Annotated in this window: 12 protein-coding genes; 8 read left to right on the top strand and 4 right to left on the bottom strand. The window is 72.7% G+C overall.

The features are described 5' to 3' along the window. Positions 1-78: 78 nt before the first annotated feature. Together glp and galU are read right to left on the bottom strand one after the other, a co-directional pair. Complete coding sequence (gene glp, locus ACIP4O_RS03440; protein WP_401570972.1) at positions 79-1467, bottom strand: gephyrin-like molybdotransferase Glp; 1389 nt, start codon at positions 1465-1467, stop codon at positions 79-81. Then, positions 1467-2375, bottom strand: coding sequence for a UTP--glucose-1-phosphate uridylyltransferase GalU (galU, locus tag ACIP4O_RS03435; protein WP_401570969.1), 909 nt, complete (start codon positions 2373-2375; stop codon positions 1467-1469). The genes glp and galU overlap by 1 nt, the downstream gene beginning before the upstream one ends. A gap of 101 nt (positions 2376-2476) precedes the next feature. Here galU and ACIP4O_RS03430 point away from each other — a divergent pair, with 101 nt between their 5' ends. Next, a complete protein-coding gene (locus ACIP4O_RS03430; protein ID WP_401573798.1) occupies positions 2477-3094 on the top strand; it encodes a 5-formyltetrahydrofolate cyclo-ligase in 618 nt (205 codons plus the stop codon). A gap of 163 nt (positions 3095-3257) precedes the next feature. Here ACIP4O_RS03430 and ACIP4O_RS03425 read toward each other — a convergent pair whose 3' ends face one another. Then, the gene (locus tag ACIP4O_RS03425; RefSeq protein ID WP_401570966.1) at positions 3258-6188 is read right to left on the bottom strand and encodes a penicillin acylase family protein; all 2931 of its coding nucleotides are present in this window, start codon (positions 6186-6188) and stop codon (positions 3258-3260) included. Positions 6189-6628: 440 nt separating this feature from the next. Between ACIP4O_RS03425 and ACIP4O_RS03420 the strand changes: the two genes are divergently transcribed. The 6 genes from ACIP4O_RS03420 (at position 6629) to mscL (ending at position 14411) form a co-directional block, all read left to right on the top strand. Continuing rightward, positions 6629-9010 carry a potassium/proton antiporter gene (locus tag ACIP4O_RS03420; RefSeq protein ID WP_401573796.1) on the top strand — a complete coding sequence of 794 codons (2382 nt, stop codon included), beginning with the start codon at positions 6629-6631 and terminating at the stop codon, positions 9008-9010. 245 nt (positions 9011-9255) lie between these two features. Then, positions 9256-10617 (top strand): MFS transporter, encoded by a 1362-nt coding sequence (locus tag ACIP4O_RS03415; protein WP_401570963.1) that lies wholly within the window; start codon positions 9256-9258, stop codon positions 10615-10617. Positions 10618-10716: 99 nt separating this feature from the next. Further along, entirely contained in the window at positions 10717-11046 is a 330-nt protein-coding gene (locus ACIP4O_RS03410; protein WP_401570961.1) for an FmdB family zinc ribbon protein, read from the top strand. A 454-nt stretch (positions 11047-11500) separates the two neighbouring features. Beyond that, on the top strand, positions 11501-12388 hold the full coding sequence (locus ACIP4O_RS03405; protein WP_361320009.1) for an S-methyl-5'-thioadenosine phosphorylase: 888 nt from the start codon (positions 11501-11503) through the stop codon (positions 12386-12388). A gap of 874 nt (positions 12389-13262) precedes the next feature. Continuing rightward, positions 13263-13631: a hypothetical protein gene (locus ACIP4O_RS03400; RefSeq protein WP_401570958.1), complete on the top strand. Its 369-nt coding sequence runs from the start codon at positions 13263-13265 to the stop codon at positions 13629-13631. Positions 13632-13838: 207 nt separating this feature from the next. Beyond that, positions 13839-14411 (top strand): large conductance mechanosensitive channel protein MscL, encoded by a 573-nt coding sequence (mscL, locus tag ACIP4O_RS03395; protein ID WP_401570955.1) that lies wholly within the window; start codon positions 13839-13841, stop codon positions 14409-14411. A 59-nt stretch (positions 14412-14470) separates the two neighbouring features. Here the strand turns inward: mscL and ACIP4O_RS03390 are convergent, their stop codons facing one another. Then, a complete protein-coding gene (locus tag ACIP4O_RS03390) occupies positions 14471-14944 on the bottom strand; it encodes a hypothetical protein (protein ID WP_401570953.1) in 474 nt (157 codons plus the stop codon). A 635-nt stretch (positions 14945-15579) separates the two neighbouring features. Here ACIP4O_RS03390 and ACIP4O_RS03385 point away from each other — a divergent pair. After that, on the top strand, positions 15580-16317 hold the full coding sequence (locus tag ACIP4O_RS03385) for a DUF6227 family protein (RefSeq protein WP_401570950.1): 738 nt from the start codon (positions 15580-15582) through the stop codon (positions 16315-16317). The last annotated feature ends 296 nt before the right edge of the window (positions 16318-16613 follow it).

The following is a 16613-nucleotide window of genomic DNA, read 5'->3' as shown; positions in this document are numbered from 1 at the left end:
CGAGCCCGGTGGAATCAGGGCAGCACCGGTCCCGGGGCGCCCCACGCGCCGCGCGGAGCCGCCCCGTACCGGAGCCGTTCAGCCGAGCAGGACGACCTCCACTTCCTCGCCCGGCTCCACCGAGGTGCGCTCCTCGGGCACGACGAGGAGGGCGTCCGCCCGCGCGAGGGCGCCGACCAGGTGCGAGGAGGCGCCGCCGACGGGGGTGACGCGGCCGTCCGCGTGGCGGGCGCGCAGGTACTGGCGGCGGCCCGCGGGGGAGGTGAGGGCCTTGGGGGCCTCGACGAGGGCGCGGACGGTGGGGCGGTGCAGGTCCGTGAAGCCCGCGAGGGCGCGGATCGCCGGGCGCACGAACAGCTCGAAGGACACGTACGCGGAGACCGGGTTGCCCGGGAGGGCGAGGACGGGCGTCGCGTCGCGGCCGATCGTGCCGAAGCCCTGGGGCTTGCCCGGCTGCATCGCGAGCTTGCGGAAGGCGACACCGCGGGGCGGCTCGGCGCCTTCGGCCGCGGGGACGCCCTCGCCCGCGCCCTCCTCCTCGCCCTCTCCTTCGGCGGAGGACTCCGGCAGCCCCGTCCAGTCGGTCAGGGCCTCCTTCACCACGTCGTACGCGCCCACGCTCACGCCGCCCGAGGTCACCACGAGGTCGGCGCGGATGAGCTGGTCCTCGATCGTGGCCCGCAGGGTCTCGGCGTCGTCCCCGATGGCGCCGACGCGGAAGGCGAGCGCGCCCGCGTCGCGAGCCGCCGCGGTGAGGGTGAAGCTGTTGGAGTCGTGGATCTGGCCGGGGGCCAGGGACTCGCCCGGCTGGACGAGTTCGCTGCCGGTGGCGAGGACGACGACGCGGGGGCGGGGGCGTACGCGGACGGTGTCGCGGCCCACGGCGGCGAGCAGGCCGAGCTGGGGCGGGCCGAGCACGGTGCCCGCCGCGAGCGCGAGGTCGCCCTCGCGCACGTCCCCGCCCGCCTCCCGTACGTGCGCGCCGGGCTCGGCGGGCCGGAAGACACGGACCGTGCCCGAGGCGCCCTCGGGGGCGGTGCTGTGCGGGGTCATGCGGTCGACGGGGCCGGCGCCGAGGCCGCCGTCGGTCCACTCGACGGGCACGACGGTGTCCGCGCCCTCGGGCAGCGGGGCACCGGTCATGATGCGGACCGCCTCGCCCGCGCCCGCGGCGGGCGGGGCGAGGAGGCCGGCGGACGCGTCCCCGACGACCCGCAGCGCGGCGGGCGCGTCCTCGCCGGCACCCGCGAGATCGGCCGCCCTGACCGCGTACCCGTCCATGGAGCTGTTGGCGAAGGGTGGCAGCGAGAGCGGCACGGTCACGTCCTCGACGAGGACGCAGCCCTGGGCGTCGAGCAGCTGGAGCTCGATCGGCTCCAGCGGGCGCACCGTGGCCAGGATGTCGTCCAGGTGCGCCGTCACCGGCCAAATGGCCTCGGGGCCCTGGGGCTGCGTCGTCGTGCTCACTACGGCTGCATCTCCTCGTCGACGTAACTGCGGAGCCAGGCGCGGAAGTCCGGGCCCAGGTCCTCACGTTCGCACGCGAGCCGGACGATGGCGCGCAGGTAGTCGCCGCGATCGCCGGTGTCGTAGCGGCGGCCGCGGAAGACGACACCGTGCACCGGGCCGCCCGCGTTCTCGTCCTCGGCGAGGTGCTGGAGGGCGTCGGTGAGCTGGATCTCGCCGCCGCGTCCCGGCTCGGTCTTGCGCAGTATGTCGAAGATGCGCGGGTCGAGGACGTAGCGGCCGATGATCGCGTAGTTGCTGGGCGCGTCGGCGGGATTGGGCTTCTCCACGAGCCCGGTGATGCGCACGACGTCGTCGTCTTCCGTCGTCTCGACCGCCGCGCTGCCGTAGAGGTGGATCTGCTCGGGCGGGACCTCCATGAGCGCGACGACGCTGCCGCCCTCACGGGCCTGGACCTCGATCATCCGGGCGAGGAGCGGGTCGCGCGGGTCGATGAGGTCGTCCCCGAGGAGCACGGCGAAGGCTTCCTGGCCCACGTGCGGCGCCGCGCAGAGCACGGCGTGCCCGAGGCCCTTGGGGTCGCCCTGGCGCACGTAGTGGATGTCCGCGAGGTCGGAGGACTCCTGCACGCTGGCGAGGCGGTCGCCGTCGCCCTTGCGACGGAGCGCCTCCTCCAGCTCGTAGTTCCGGTCGAAGTGGTCCTCGACCGGGCGCTTGTTGCGGCCTGTCACCATGAGGACGTCGTTCAGACCCGCGGAGACGGCCTCCTCCACGACGTACTGGATCGCGGGCTTGTCCACGACCGGCAGCATTTCCTTCGGGGTGGCCTTGGTCGCCGGGAGGAACCTGGTACCGAGGCCGGCGGCGGGGATCACGACCTTCGTGATCCTGGAGTGTGCGGAAGTCATGGCGCCACCATAGCCAGGGCTTTGCCATTGCCCGAGAAGTTGTCCACAGGTAGCGGTCATATTGACTGATATGACGTAATAAGGAGCGCGCATTGAGCCCAATGCCGGGTGCGTCGAGCGAGGCGAAGGAGGCGAAGAGGGCCCTGCGGCGCTCCCTGCTGACAGCGCGAAAGGCCAGGTCGGCCGCGGAAGTACGGCGCCTGGGACACACGCTCGCCGAGGTCGCCGCGCGGCTCCCCGAGCTGGACGGGGTACGGACCGTCGCGGCGTACGTGTCGATCGGCGGCGAGCCGGACACCGCGCCGCTCGTCGAGCTGTGGCACGCGCGGGGCGTACGGGTCCTGCTGCCGGTGCTGCTGCCCGACGACGACCTCGACTGGGCCGCCTACGAGGGTCCCGCCTCGCTGCGCGAGGTCCGGCGCGCGGGCCGGATGACGCTGCGCGAGCCCGCCGGTCCGCGACTCGGGCCCGGCGCGGTCACGGAGGCGGGGGCCGTGCTGCTGCCGGGACTCGCCGTGGACCGCGCGGGGCGCAGGCTCGGGCGCGGCGGCGGCTCGTACGACAGGGTCCTGACGCGGCTCGCCGCATCCGGCGCCGACCCGCTCCTGCTCGTCCTGCTGTACGAGGAGGAGGTGCGCGAGAGCGTCCCCGCCGAGCCGCACGACCGCCCCGTGCACGCGGCGGTGACCCCGGCCGGGGTGCGGCGGTTCGGCGGCTAGAGCGGTACCGGGCGAGGGCGCGCCCCGCAGTCGTACGAGCGGGGCGTGCTTCGGGGGTACGGGTGAGGGGCGCCCCCGTCGTGGGAGCGCCCCTCACCCGGACCCCTGTGCGGACCCGTACCGCCGTGCGGACCCGTACCGCCGCTCGCGTGCGGCGGGTGGCTCAGGGTTCCAGGATCAGCGTGTCCTTGGTCCCCTTCTTCACCGCCGAGTCGCTGTAGGCCCAGGGCAGCGTCTCGCCCTCGGTCCACTTCTTCGTCTGGTCGGTGTAGTGGGCGCTGTAGGCGTGGCCCGAGGCGCCCGTGAGGTTGATCCAGCGGGATTTGTCGAGGTCGGCGAGGTTCACGATCATCCGCATCGACGGGACCCAGACGACGTCGTAGCCGCCCGCCGCGTTCCACCCGGTCGCGTCCACCGCCGCCTCGCCGCCGCCCAGCTTGTACGGGCCGCGGTTGAGCATCCGCTGGAGGAAGCCGGGGCCCTCGGTGCCGAGCGTCTGGTTCTTCAGCGTGAGCTGGTGCAGGCGTCCCCAGCTCCAGGTGTCGATGTCCTTGCCGAGCTTCGCGGTCAGCTCCCAGCGGGCGTCCTTCATGGCGCGCGCGAAGAGACCGTCGCGGGTGGCGGTCGCCTTGTCCTTGCGGGTCTTGGGCGAGGACCACCACTGGCTCTTCGGGTCCTTGACGAGCTCGCGGACCACCTCGTACCAGCGGTCGCCGCCGTCGGGCTGCGCGCTGTCCGCGTCGCGCTGCCCGCACTCGCGCACCCGGGTGTCCTCGTCGACGGGGCCCGTGGTGCCGGCCGGCTCGACGTTGAGGCACTCGTCCTTGACCCGTACCTCCTTCGGCAGCTTCTGGCCGAAGGCGAGGGTCAGGATGTTGCGCCACACACCGTTGAAGTACGCGGCCGCGGCCGAGTCGGGCTCCTGGGTGTAGTCCCAGCCCTCCAGGAGCTTCTGCGCCTCGCGGACGTAGGGGTCCTTGACGTCGATCTTCAGCAGGTAGGGCGTGAGCAGGCGGGCGATCTCGCTGCTGTTGTCCATCTGCATGGAGGTCATGTCGTCGGTGGAGATCTTGCCGCCGTCCTTGATCTTCGACTTGATCAGGTCGGTGATGCGCTCGCTGCGGGTGCCGTATCCCCAGTCGCTCGTCAGCTCGTAGGGATAGTCGTCCTTGTCGACGACGGCCTGGTTGGCGGTGACGATGTAGCCGCGCGCCGGGTCGTACTCCCAGGGCAGTTCGTCCTGCTTGATCCAGCCCTGCCAGTCGTAGTCGGAGTCCCAGCCGGGCGCGGGCAGCGAACCGTCGTCGCCCTTGGCGCGGACCGGGATCTTCCCGGGTGCCTGGTAGCCGATGTGGCCCTCGGTGTCGGCGTAGATGAGGTTCTGCGAGGGGACCTCGAAGAGCGCCGCGGCGGAGCGGAACTCCTTGAAGTCCTTCGCCTTGTCGAGGGCGAAGACCGCGTCCATGGAACGGCCGGGGTCGAGTGCGGTCCAGCGCAGCGAGACGCCGTAGCCGTCGCCGCGGTCGGGCGCCGCGCTCGCGACGGGCGCCTTCTTGCCGACCTTGGTCAGTTCGTCGTCGCGGTCGGAGATGAGCGGGCCGTTGTCGGTCTCCCGGACGGTGATGACCTTCGACGTGCCGCCCGCGACCTTGATCGTCTCCTTGCGGGACGTGAACTTCTTGATCTTGCCGTCGACCTGGTAGCCGTCGCTCGTGACCTTCTCCAGGTAGAGGTCGGTGACGTCGGCGCCGAGGTTCGTCATGCCCCAGGAGATGTCGCCGTTGTGGCCGATGACGACGCCGGGCATCCCGGAGAAGGTGTAGCCGGAGACGTCGTACTGGCACTTCGCGGAGACCGTGCGGCAGTGCAGCCCCATCTGGTACCAGACCGAGGGGAGCTGCGGGGCGAGGTGCGGGTCGTTGGCGAGCAGCGGCTTGTTCGTCGTCGTGTACTTGCCGGAGACGACCCAGGAGTTCGAGCCGATGCCGTTGCCGCTCGGGCCGAGCAGGTCGGGGACGCGGTCGAGCGCGTCGTAGACGCCGGTGAGCTTGTCGCTGATGGCCTCGGCGTCGGTGGAGCCGAAGCTGCCCTGGGCGGCGGTGGCGTTGGTGCCGGTGGCGGTGGCGTTGGTGCCGGTGGCGTCCGTACCGGTGCCCGTCGTGCCCGTACCGTCGGTGCCCGTACCCGTACCCGTGCCCGTACCTGTTCCGGTGCCCGTACCCGTACCCGTACCGGTGCCCGTACCCGTGCCGTCGGTTCCCGTGGACGTGCCGTCGCCGACGCCCGTGCCCATCCCGCCGGGGGACCCCTTGTAGTCGGGGTCGTACTTGCCGGTGACCGGGTCGACGCCGCCGCCCTGGATGATCGGCGCGTTCTTCTCGTACGGGTACTCGGGGTAGAGGTCCTTGATCTGCTTCGCGCTGAGGCGGCTGCTCATCAGGGAGCGGTCGATCTCGTCCTGCATGTTGCCGCGCAGGTCCCAGGCCATCGCCTTGAGCCACGCCACCGAGTCGACCGCGTCCCACTTCTGCGGCTTGTAGTCGTTGGTGAAGCCGAGCGCGGCGTACTCCAGCGAGATGTCCTTGCCGTCCTTGCCCGCGAGGTAGGCGTTGACGCCCTGGGTGTAGGCATCGAGCGAGCGCTTCGTGGCGGCCGACAGCTTCGTGTCGTACTCCTTCTGCGCCACGTTCCGCCAGCCCAGCGTGCGCAGGAAGGCGTCGGTGTCGACCTGGCTGTCGCCGAACATCTCGGAGAGCCGGCCCGAGGTCGTGTGGCGGCGCACGTCCATCTCGTAGAAGCGGTCCTGGGCCTGCACGTAGCCCTGCGCCATGAAGAGGTCGGCGTCGCTGTCCGCGTAGATCTGCGGAATCCCGTAGGCGTCGCGGCGGACCTCGACCTTGCCGCTCAGGCCCTTGAGTTGGAGCGTCCCGCTCGTCTGCGGGTAGGAGGCCCGTACGGTGCTCACTCCCCACCAGCCGCCGTACCCGACTCCCGCCACGACGACGAGGACCAGGAGGATCACGAGGAGGCGGGCTCGACGCCCTTTCTTCTTGCCGGACTTATGACCGGAAGAGGGGGTTGTATTCGCGGGCATCGCTGTCCTTGCTGTCCTTCGAGCGGCCGAGCGGGCGGAATCGTCCGGGCGGAGAGTCACCCCAACGCTGGAGCAACCATAGGCGCAGCGCCTGGAGGCCAAGGACGCGGTACGGGGACGGAGGCGGGGCCGCAGGGCCCGTTCGCCCCGCTTCGCACGGCACTTGAGCACTCCCCCGCCCGACCGGCTTGCCCCATGTGTGCCGACTTCTCCGGTGCAAGGCGGTCGTATCTCCGCATGGTCAGACGCACGCACGCGGTGCGGCCGGTTCGCGAAGACGCATCAAGAAACCGTTAACGATTAGGTAAGGTAACGAAGTAACCGGGTCGGCTCTGTTCCGGAGTCGCCCCCTCCGCCCGGCTCGTACCCCTTGCCGGCACCTCCTCCCCGTCCGCCCCCGGTGGACGCGGGTTCCCGCCCCCGCGGAAAGGAACCGGCCCCTGACTGTCGACCACCTCAACCAGCTCCTGCTCGTCTCCGCCGTCGTCCTCCTCGTCGCCGTCGCGGCCGTGCGCCTCTCCTCGCGCAGCGGCCTGCCGAGCCTGCTCGTCTATCTCGGCATCGGTGTCGTCATGGGCACCGACGGACTCGGCAACGTGTCCTTCGACGACGTCCGGCTCACCCAGGTCATCGGCTACGCGGCCCTTGTGGTGATCCTCACCGAGGGCGGGCTCGGCACGAAGTGGAAAGAGGTCCGCCCGGCGCTGCCCGCGGCGGCGGCGCTCTCCACGGTGGGTGTCGGGATCAGCGTCGGGATCACGGCGCTCGGGGCGCACTACGTGGTGGGTCTCGACTGGCGGCCCGCGCTGATCATCGGCGCGGTGGTCTCCTCGACGGACGCGGCGGCGGTCTTCTCGGTGCTGCGCAAGGTGCCGCTACCCTCCCGCATCACGGGCACGCTGGAGGCGGAGTCGGGCTTCAACGACGCGCCCGTCGTCATCCTCGTCGTGGCCTTCTCCACGGCGGGCCCGGTCGAGCACTGGTACGTGCTGCTCGGCGAGATCGCGCTCGAACTGGCCATCGGGGCCGCGGTGGGCCTCGCGGTGGGCTGGCTCGGCGCGTACGGGCTGCGCCACGTCGCACTGCCCGCCTCGGGGCTCTACCCGATCGCGGTCATGGCGATCGCCGTCACCGCCTACGCCTCGGGCGCCCTCGTCCACGGCAGCGGCTTCCTCGCGGTCTACCTCGCCTCGATGGTGCTCGGCAACGCCAAGCTGCCGCACTGGCCCGCGACCAGGGGCTTCGCCGAGGGCCTCGGCTGGATCGCGCAGATCGGCATGTTCGTCCTGCTCGGGCTGCTCGTCACGCCGCACGAACTCGCCGCGGACATGGTTCCCGCCCTCCTCATCGGCCTCGTCCTGACCGCGCTCGCCCGCCCGGCCTCGGTCCTGCTGAGCCTGCTGCCCTTCCGGCTGCCCTGGCGGGAACAGGCGCTCATGTCGTGGGCGGGACTGCGCGGCGCGGTGCCGATCATCCTGGCGACGATCCCCATGGTGGGCGGGATCGAGGACAGCCAGCACATCTTCAACATCGTCTTCGTCCTCGTCGTCGTCTACACCCTCGTCCAGGGCCCGACCCTGCCCTGGCTCGCCCGCCGCCTGGGCCTCGGCAACCGCGCCGAGACCGCGGACCTCGGCGTGGAGTCCGCGCCGCTGGAGCGCCTGCGCGGCCACCTCCTGTCGGTCGCGGTCCCCGGCGACTCGCGGATGCACGGCGTGGAGGTGAGCGAACTGCGACTGCCGAAGGGCTCTGCCGTCACGCTCGTCGTCCGCGAGGGCACGAGTTTCGTCCCCACCCCGACCACGACCCTGCACCGCGGCGACGAACTCCTCGTCGTCGCCACCGACCCCGTCCGCGAGGCCGCGGAGGACCGCCTCCGCGCCGTCGCCCACGGCGGCAAGCTCGCGGGCTGGCTGGGAGCCGAGGAGCCTGGGGGCCCGACTTCGGGCGCGACCTCCGGCGCGGTGACGGGCGCGGTGGCCGGCGCGGGACGGATGGGGGCGGGCGCGGGCTCGGGACGGTCGCGTGCGGGCTCGGGCTCGGGTCGAGCGGGTGCGGGCTCGGGTCGAGCGGGTGCGGGCTCGGGTCGAGCGGGTGCGGGCTCGGGCTCGGGTCGAGTGGGTGCGGGGCGTGCCGGGGCTGGTGCGGGGCGGTCCGGGGCGGGAGCGGCGCGTGCCGGTGCCGGTGCCGGGCGGTCCGGCGCGGCCGGGAGGGGGGCGGCCCCGCGGGAGCAGGGAGCCGGACAGACTGGGGGCCGTGCGTTGGGCCGCCTCCGATTCAGCCGGTCCGCGGACGTAAGCGGGCGCGGCGAGAACGGGAAGATCCGCCCGGAGTACGGAGAGTCGGGCGCGGCGAGCGGGGCGGGCACGGGTGGCTCCGGGGCGGACGGCTCGCGGGTGGACGGCTCCGGGACGGGCCGGTTCGGTCAGCGCAGCTCGGGGGCGGACGGCCTGGGTACTGGCAGTGGTGGCAGGACGGGTTCAGGCGTAACGGGCAGCTCGGGTGCGGGTGGTCCGGGTGCCGGCGGTGCGGCCGGTACGGGCTTTGGCGGCGCGGCCGGTACGGGCTCGGGCGGTGCAGGCCGCTCGGGCGATGCCTTCGTGCCCGAGGAGCGGGAGGCTCCGGCCGCCGAGCGGCGCGGCAACGGCTCCGTGCCACCGCTGCCGCCCGCCTCCTCGGTACGCGACAGGGCGCGCGAGCAGGCGGCCCGCGACGCGTCCGACGCCGAGCACCGCACGCCGGAGGACCTCCGCCCGGCCGAGGAACACCAGGCCGAAGGGGCCGGGATCGGGGAGCCGGACGAGGAGCGGGACCCGGCCTGAGCTGCCGCTACCGTCGCTCGTCGCTGGTGCGAGGCCCCGGCGGCGAGGGCGCGCCGGGGCCCGCGCCCGTCATACGATGGGTGCGCATCACTGACCGACCAACTCTGCCTGACGCAGAGCTGGCGCGACCGTATGGCGGCCGTGACGCCCTCCCGGGCGCTGGTATCTACCGCAGTCCCGCGCGAGTGGACAGCTCTCGGTGCCTCCCCGTCGAGGCGCTACCAGGCGGCAGAAAGGTGTGCGCCGTGGCAACCACGGTCGCCTCCTCGTCCGGCCCCGGCTCCCCCAAGAGCGCACCCCCGCGCCGCCCCGGCTACGGACAGCTCCTGCGCACCCCCGGCGTCGCCGGTTTCCTCCTCTCGGGCTTCGCCGCCCGGCAGCCCTTCGGAATGCTGACCATGGGCATGGTCATGCTCGTGGAACACACCACCGGTTCCTACGGCACCGCGGGCGCCGTCGCCGCCGTCACCGGCGTCTCGATGGCCCTCTTCGCCCCGCAGAACGGCCGGCTCGCGGACCGCCACGGACAACGCGCCGTGCTCGTCCCGGGCGTTCTCCTGCATGCCGTCTCGGTCGCCGCGCTGGCCACCCTCGCTCTCGCCGACGCCCCGCTGTGGGCCCTGTTCCTGCTGGCCGTACCGTCCGGCGCGTCGGTGCCGCAGGTCGGCCCGATGGTGCGGGCGCGCTGGGCGGGCAAGCTGGCAGGCAGCCCGCTCCTCCCCACGGCCGCCGCCTTCGAATCGGTCACCGACGAGTTCACGTTCGTCATCGGACCGGTCCTCGCCACCGCGCTGTGCACCGGTGTGCACCCTGTCGCCGGTCTCGCCGCCGAGGCCACACTCACCCTCGTCGGCGGCCTGCTCTTCGCCGCCCAGCGCGCGGGCCTGCCGAGCGGCGGGCACCACAAGCCCGCCACCGGACCGGGCCGTGAAACGGAACCCGGCGGGGCGGCCCCAAGCCAATCGGGCACGGGCCGCACGGGGACGGCCGGACCGTCCTCGGCTCTGCGGGTGCCGGGCGTCCGAGTGCTGGTGGTGGCCTTCCTCGGGATCGGGGTGGTCTTCGGCGGTATGCAGGTGTCTCTCACGGCCTTCGCCGAGGAGTCGGGTCACTCCGGCGTCAACGGCCTCCTCTACGGGATCTTCGCCTGCGGGAACATGCTCTCGGGCGCCGCCGTGGGCGCCATCGCCTGGAAGCGGCCCGCGCACGGCCGACTGCTCGTGGGTTACACGGCGCTCGCCGTCGTGGCCTCGACCCTGTGGGCCGTGCACTCCGTTCCTCTCTTCGCCGTGGTCGGATTCCTGACGGGGCTCTGCGTCGCGCCCTCCCTGGTGACCGGGTACACCCTGGTCGACGCGCTGGTCCCGGTCCGGGCCAGGACCGAGGCGTTCACCTGGCTCACCGGCGCGGTGGCGTTGGGGCAGGCGGCGGCGGTGACGGCCGCGGGGAGGCTCGCGGATGCGCACGGTTCACAGGCCGGTTTCCTGGTCCCCGCACTCGGCACACTGGCCGCCCTCCTCACGCTGGCACTCCTGCGCGGGCGACTCGTACCGACCGCCGCCAAGGCCCCGGCCGGGGCCGCCGAGGAGCCCGCGCCAGGCGTGTGATCGGTCACCGGGGCTCGTCGGCAGTGGACTGACGGCGCGGAATACGTCACTATGGAGTGTCGTTAGCACTCATCGAGTCAGAGTGCCAGGAGGAAGCAAGTGCCGACGTACCAGTACCAGTGCACCGAGTGCGGTGAGGGCCTGGAGGCCGTCCAGAAGTTCTCGGACGACTCACTCACCGAGTGCCCGAACTGCGGGGGCCGCCTGAAGAAGGTCTTCTCCGCTGTCGGCATCGTCTTCAAGGGCTCGGGCTTCTACCGCAACGACAGCCGGGGCGCGTCGAGCAGCAGCTCCCCCGCGGCCAAGCCCCAGACCTCGACCGGCTCAGACGCCTCCGCGAAGCCCGCGGCGGAGAAGAAGTCGGACGCCGGCTCCAGCTCGTCGAGCAGCAGCTCCTCCAGCAGCACCTCGCCGGCGCCCGCCGCCTGAGACCTGCCCCGCGGTCCGCTGCCACGGACGGGCCTTGCCCCCGTGGCGCGGACGCGCTGGTCTCCGAACGGTGGACTTGCTGGTTCCCGCACAGTGGAGCTGCCGGTCCCCGCACGGTGGACCTGGCGGTTCCCGCACGGTGGACCTGGCGGTTCCCGCACGGTGGATCTGTCGCCTCCCGCGCCGTGTGCAGGCCGGCCCCCAGCCCCTGGGCACGGTTGTTCCCACACCGGGGCAGGGCTGCGTCCCGGGTCGCGGACAGGTCCGTCACCTGTAGCTCGCGCGTGCGCGCGGCCTCCGGCCTCGGCCGGGATCGCCGACTCCTCCCATCCTGAGTCGGCCCCGCAGTGACGGCGACGGACCATCCGCTTCCTCGTCCGGGCCCTGTTCCTCCGCTCCGCCGGAGGGGCGGGGCCCGGACGTGTTCCTGGTGGTGTCCCGATAATGTGCCGCCATGTCGAACACCACCTCCACCAGCCCCGCTGTGCCCGGTGCCGCGGGCCCCTCGGGGCCCCGGGCCGATATCGGGGTCATCGGCGGTTCAGGCTTCTACTCCTTTCTCGAAGACGTCACGGAAGTCTCGGTCGAGACTCCGTACGGGCCGCCGAGTGACTCCCTCTTCCTCGGCGAGGTGGCGGGCCGGCAGGTCGCGTTCGTGCCCCGGCACGGGCGCGACCACCACCTGCCGCCCCACCGCATCAACTACCGCGCCAACCTCTGGGCCCTGCGCTCGGTCGGCGTGCGGCAGGTACTCGGGCCCTGTGCGGTGGGTGGGCTCAGGCCCGAGTACGGTCCTGGCACCCTGCTCGTTCCCGACCAGTTCGTCGACCGTACGAAGGGCCGGGCCCAGACCTACTTCGACGGCGAGCCACGTCCGGACGGCGCCGTGCCGAACGTCGTCCACGTCTCCCCCGCCGATCCGTACTGCCCGACGGGCCGGTCCGTCGCCCTCACCACGGCCAGGCGGCACGACTGGGACGTGGTGGACGGCGGAACGCTCGTCGTGGTGGAGGGTCCGCGGTTCTCCACCCGTGCCGAATCACGCTGGCACGCGGCGCAGGGCTGGTCGGTGGTCGGGATGACCGGGCATCCGGAGGCGATGCTCGCTCGTGAACTGGAGCTCTGCTACACCTCGTTGACGCTGGTCACCGACCTGGACGCGGGCACCGAGACAGGGGAGGGTGTCTCGCACCAGGATGTGCTGGAGGTCTTCGCGGCGAACGTCGACCGACTGCGGACGGTCCTTTTCGACGTCGTGGCAGATCTTCCGGCTACGGAGGACCGGGCCTGCCTGTGCACGAAGGCCCTCGGGGGATGGGACCCCGGGTTCGCGTTGCCGTAACCGTAGAACACCTCGGGCGGTCCGTGTCGAGCCGGAGAGAAAGCGATCACTCGTTCGGGTTGTGGATATCTCGGCAAGTCCTGAGTTATCCACAGGCGTTCATCGAGTGTCAGTCCGCTCGGGCAGGGTGTGCATGTCCGCTTCGTACCGGTGCTCGGCCGGCCACGTGACGGACGCGGTGGTGGCGCGTCCCGTGCCACCACCGGGCCCATCCCTCGGTACGAACGGACCGCCCGTCATGACACACACGCCTTCCACGCCCCTTTCCTCCCTCTCTTCTTCTCTGTCGCGCGAGCCCGCGCGGGCTCCGCACGGACCCGATCCCCTCGGGTACGAGCCCTCAAGGCACGAGGCCCTCGGACACGCCTCCACCAAGCAGGAGCTCCGAGGGCACGAACCCCCGGCGTACGGCCTCACGGATCACGACCCCACGGATCTAGGCCTCACGGGTCACGGCCTCACGGATCACGGCCTCACGGATCACGGCCTCACGGGGAACGAATTCGCGGGGCACGGCATCCCCGGCAATGGGCGGGACGGCGCCCGGTCCGGCGGGGGTACGGGGACGGGGCCGCCGGGGCGCGAAGTACCGCCGACCGGTACGGTCCCGCTCTTCCCGCCGCTGCCCGTCCGCCGTGCGGGACTGGGCCGACTGTGGCCAGGGCGCCTTTCGAGCCGAGGCCTGGCCCTCGCGCTCCTGGCGCTCTGCGGCGCGCTCCTCGTCGCCGTACCTTCACCGGAGGCCGGTGCTCCGTCGGCGAAGGGCGCCTCCGGGCCGGGGCGCGCCGGAACGCGAGCCGCTGAAACGCAGGCCGCCGGAGCTCATGCCGCCGGGACGCGCCCCCCGCCCGAGCAGCGTTCCGTACGCACGGCGGTGCGGATCGCGGATCCCGCAGGTCTGCGACTGGTGCGGCCCGGCGACCGGGTGGACGTGATCGCGGTGAGCGGCACGGGCCCGCGCACGGCGCGCGTCGTGGTGACCGGGGCGCGGGTCGTCGCGCTTCCGCGCCCGCCGGGCTCCGCGCCTTCGCCGTCCGGGGAGACGACGGCGTCCCTCCCGGCTCCGTCTCCCGCGAGCGCGGGGGCGGGGGCGAGGGCGGAGGTTTGGCCGGAGGCCGACGCGGAAACGCGCTGGGACGCGACGGATTCCGGCTCCGTCATCGTGCTCACGGTGCCGCGCGCCTCGGCAGTGGACCTCGCCGCGGCATCCGCGACCTCCGCGCTGGCGGTGGTCGCATGCTGAGGAACCTGCCGCAGATGGTGGCGAGGGTATTGCCCCGGAGAGCCGGGGAGAAGTCGGCTCCGGGCTTCGGGTCCGTACGCGGGACAGCGGGCCGGGCCGTGTCAAGTCCCTCGATAGAGGGGGCCAATTGGACAGGGGCCGGGACGGATGTCGTAGGTTGCGGGACTGTTTGCACCGCACAACATACGCATACGGAAAGGTCCTTGGGTGAGCGAGAACAGCAAGCCTGGTGTGTGGGAAGGCTTCAAGTCCTTCCTCATGCGCGGCAATGTCATCGACCTCGCGGTCGCCGTGGTCATCGGGGCCGCCTTCACGAACATCGTCAACGCGGTGGTCAAGGGCGTCATCAACCCGTTGGTCGGCGCCTTCGGGACACAGGACCTGGACAAGTACAGCTACTGCCTGCAAAGTCCCTGCCGCCCCGCGAGCGGGGGCAAGGAGGCCGAGGGTATCCAGATCATGTGGGGCACGGTCCTCAGCGCGGCCCTCACCTTCCTCATCACGGCAGCTGTCGTGTACTTCCTGATGGTCCTGCCGATGTCGCGCTACCTGTCCCGGCTGGCGGCCCGTCGCGAGGCGAAGTACGGCGCCCCCGAGGTGCCGGCCTCGGAGCTGGACGTGCTGAAGGACATCAGGGACGAGCTCGTCGCCGCCCGGATCGCGCGCGGCGAGGCCGCGCCGAACGGCCCGGCGGCGCCCGGAGCGACCGCGTGGCAGCCGCCGGAGGGGCCGGGTTCACCGGAGGGCCCGACAGGAAACCGGGGGCCCACGAAGGGCTGAGCCACGTCCGGCTGGGCCATGTCCGGCTGGGCGCGTGGGGCTCCTGGGACCGCCTTCGGTCAGATGTGGTGCGGGGGCTTCTCGTCGAGGAAGCGGGCCAGGTCGGCCGCCGAGCCACCGCGCGGGACCGGGCGGTCGCCCCAGCCCCGGTCGGAGTCGTCGCGGCCCCGCCCGTAGAGCGGATCGTCGAAGACCAGGCGCGCCTTGGCCCGCCGCAGGCGAGCGGCCTCCACCTCCTCAGCGGGGGCGGCCACGGCTTCCGTGCCCGCCGCCGGGGCGGGCGCAGCGGCTTCGCCCGGGGTCGGGGCGCCCTGGGGTGCCTCGGCCTCCGCCGGGCCGGGTATCCCGGCCCCCGCCGGGCCGGGCGCACCGGTCTCCGCCGGGGCGGGCGCACTGGTCTCCGCCGGGCCGGGAACTCCAGCCTCCGCCGGGCCGGGCGCACCGGCCCCCGCCTCGCCGGGCGTCTGGGCCTCCGCCGAGCCGGGCAGGGGCTGCTGGGAAGGGCCGGCCGTCGGCTCGGGGGTCTCGCTCATTCCTCCAGCGTACGTCCGCGCTCCGGTTCCCCGGCGGGCGAGCGGTACGGGCCGGAGTGGAGTGGGCGCGCGGGTGGCGGCCCGGGGACGCGTGCCGCCGGGCGGGCCGCGTGGAACGCGGTATGGAGGTGTGGGTGGGCCTCGATGGGGGCGCTCGCGCCCGCTGTGGCACCCCCCGGGCCCGCCCTGGCGCCCCTGGCGCGCATCCGCACCACCCTGGATGCCGTGCGGCTCCGGCGCCTCCGCCGGCCACCGGCGCAGTGGGCTTCGGGGCGACACGCCGACGTACGTGGAAGGCGGGGCCGCGGGGCTGTCAGGGACGGGGCCCGGGTCCGGGCGGGACCCGGCGGCAGCGGGCTCCGGCGGACTCGGGATGGCCAGCCGGGTTTGAGCGGTGGAGGGCAACCCTTTGGGTGGACGAGGCGTCAGTTTCCGTACAAGCGTGCCGTCTTCCGCCTCGGTGGCAGTTGGCGCTACCTTCCGAGCGTCGCTTCCGGATTCGGGGCATACGACGAGGGCATGTGCGGGAACCACCCGCGAGCTTCGTTCGTTTTCACGATTCCCGGACATGATGTCCAACCATAGGGCTACGGTATGCACCCACGAGGTGACATGCAGCAACGCCGGGAGATGCCTTGAGCGTTCCGTACGAGACACCTGAGTCGCCGGAGAACCCCCTCATGCGACTGCTTGGACGCGCCCTCAACTCATTCGAACTGCCCGACGAGATCCTCGCTCGGCTCGACTCCGCACTCGCCCACGACACCTCCCTGCACTCGGCGCACCACAGCGCCACGCTGCACCAGGAGACCTACCGCCACTGCTGGTTGCTGCCCGACGGCAGCGATCTCACCCTGTGGGAGATCACGCGGCGCGGCGCTCCCGGGAACGAGATACTCCACGAGGTCTACGCGGACCCCGAGGAAGCCAGGGTGGCCGCGTCGCGCGCCCCGTTCACCCCGACGGAGTGGAACACGCTGTCGTCCGACATCGATGATCCGTCCGCCTCCGACCTGATCGCCGAGGAGACGGTCCCGCACCGCGAATACGTCCCGGACAACTCGGCCGACCACGCCCGCCGGCTCCTGCGCCGGGCCGAGAACGAGGACTGCCCGCGCGAGGACATCGCCGACCTGCTGCGGAACGCCTTCGCGCACGAGATCACCCAGGCGTTCACGCGCCCGGGGCTGCGGGCAGCCGCCGGTATCGGCTTCGCTCTCTACGAGCACGCCTTCCTCCTCCTGGACGGGACCGAGGTGTCCTTGTGGGAGGTCGAGCACACGGCGACGCCCGACCGGCGCCACATGTGCGAGGTCTACGAGACGGAAGGGGAGGCGCACGAGGCGATGGAACGCCGCGCTCGCGTGCTCTGAGAGGGAGGGGGACCGGGCCGGTCGTCCGGAGCCGGCCCCGCTCGTACCCGCGCCCGTCGGCACACGTGGCGAAGCGGGAAGGTCGGCGCGCGACAGCGGGAAGGCCGCCCGTCACCCGGCCGGGGTCTCCGCGCGAGAACCGGCACGAGCGGGCAGTCGGCACCGGCGACCAGGCAGCCACGCACGCACCGCCCCACGGGCAGCTGACTCACGGACCCAGCCGACCCGCCGACCCGCCGACCCGCCGACCCGCCGACCCGCCGACCGACACGGCCTACCCACCAACGCGGCCACTG

Origin of the sequence: Streptomyces sp. NPDC088923, from assembly GCF_044749745.1 — a bacterium.
Lineage (GTDB): Bacteria > Actinomycetota > Actinomycetes > Streptomycetales > Streptomycetaceae > Streptomyces.
Note: the sequence above shows the minus strand (reverse complement) of the source record. Positions and strands in the feature narration are given on the sequence as shown.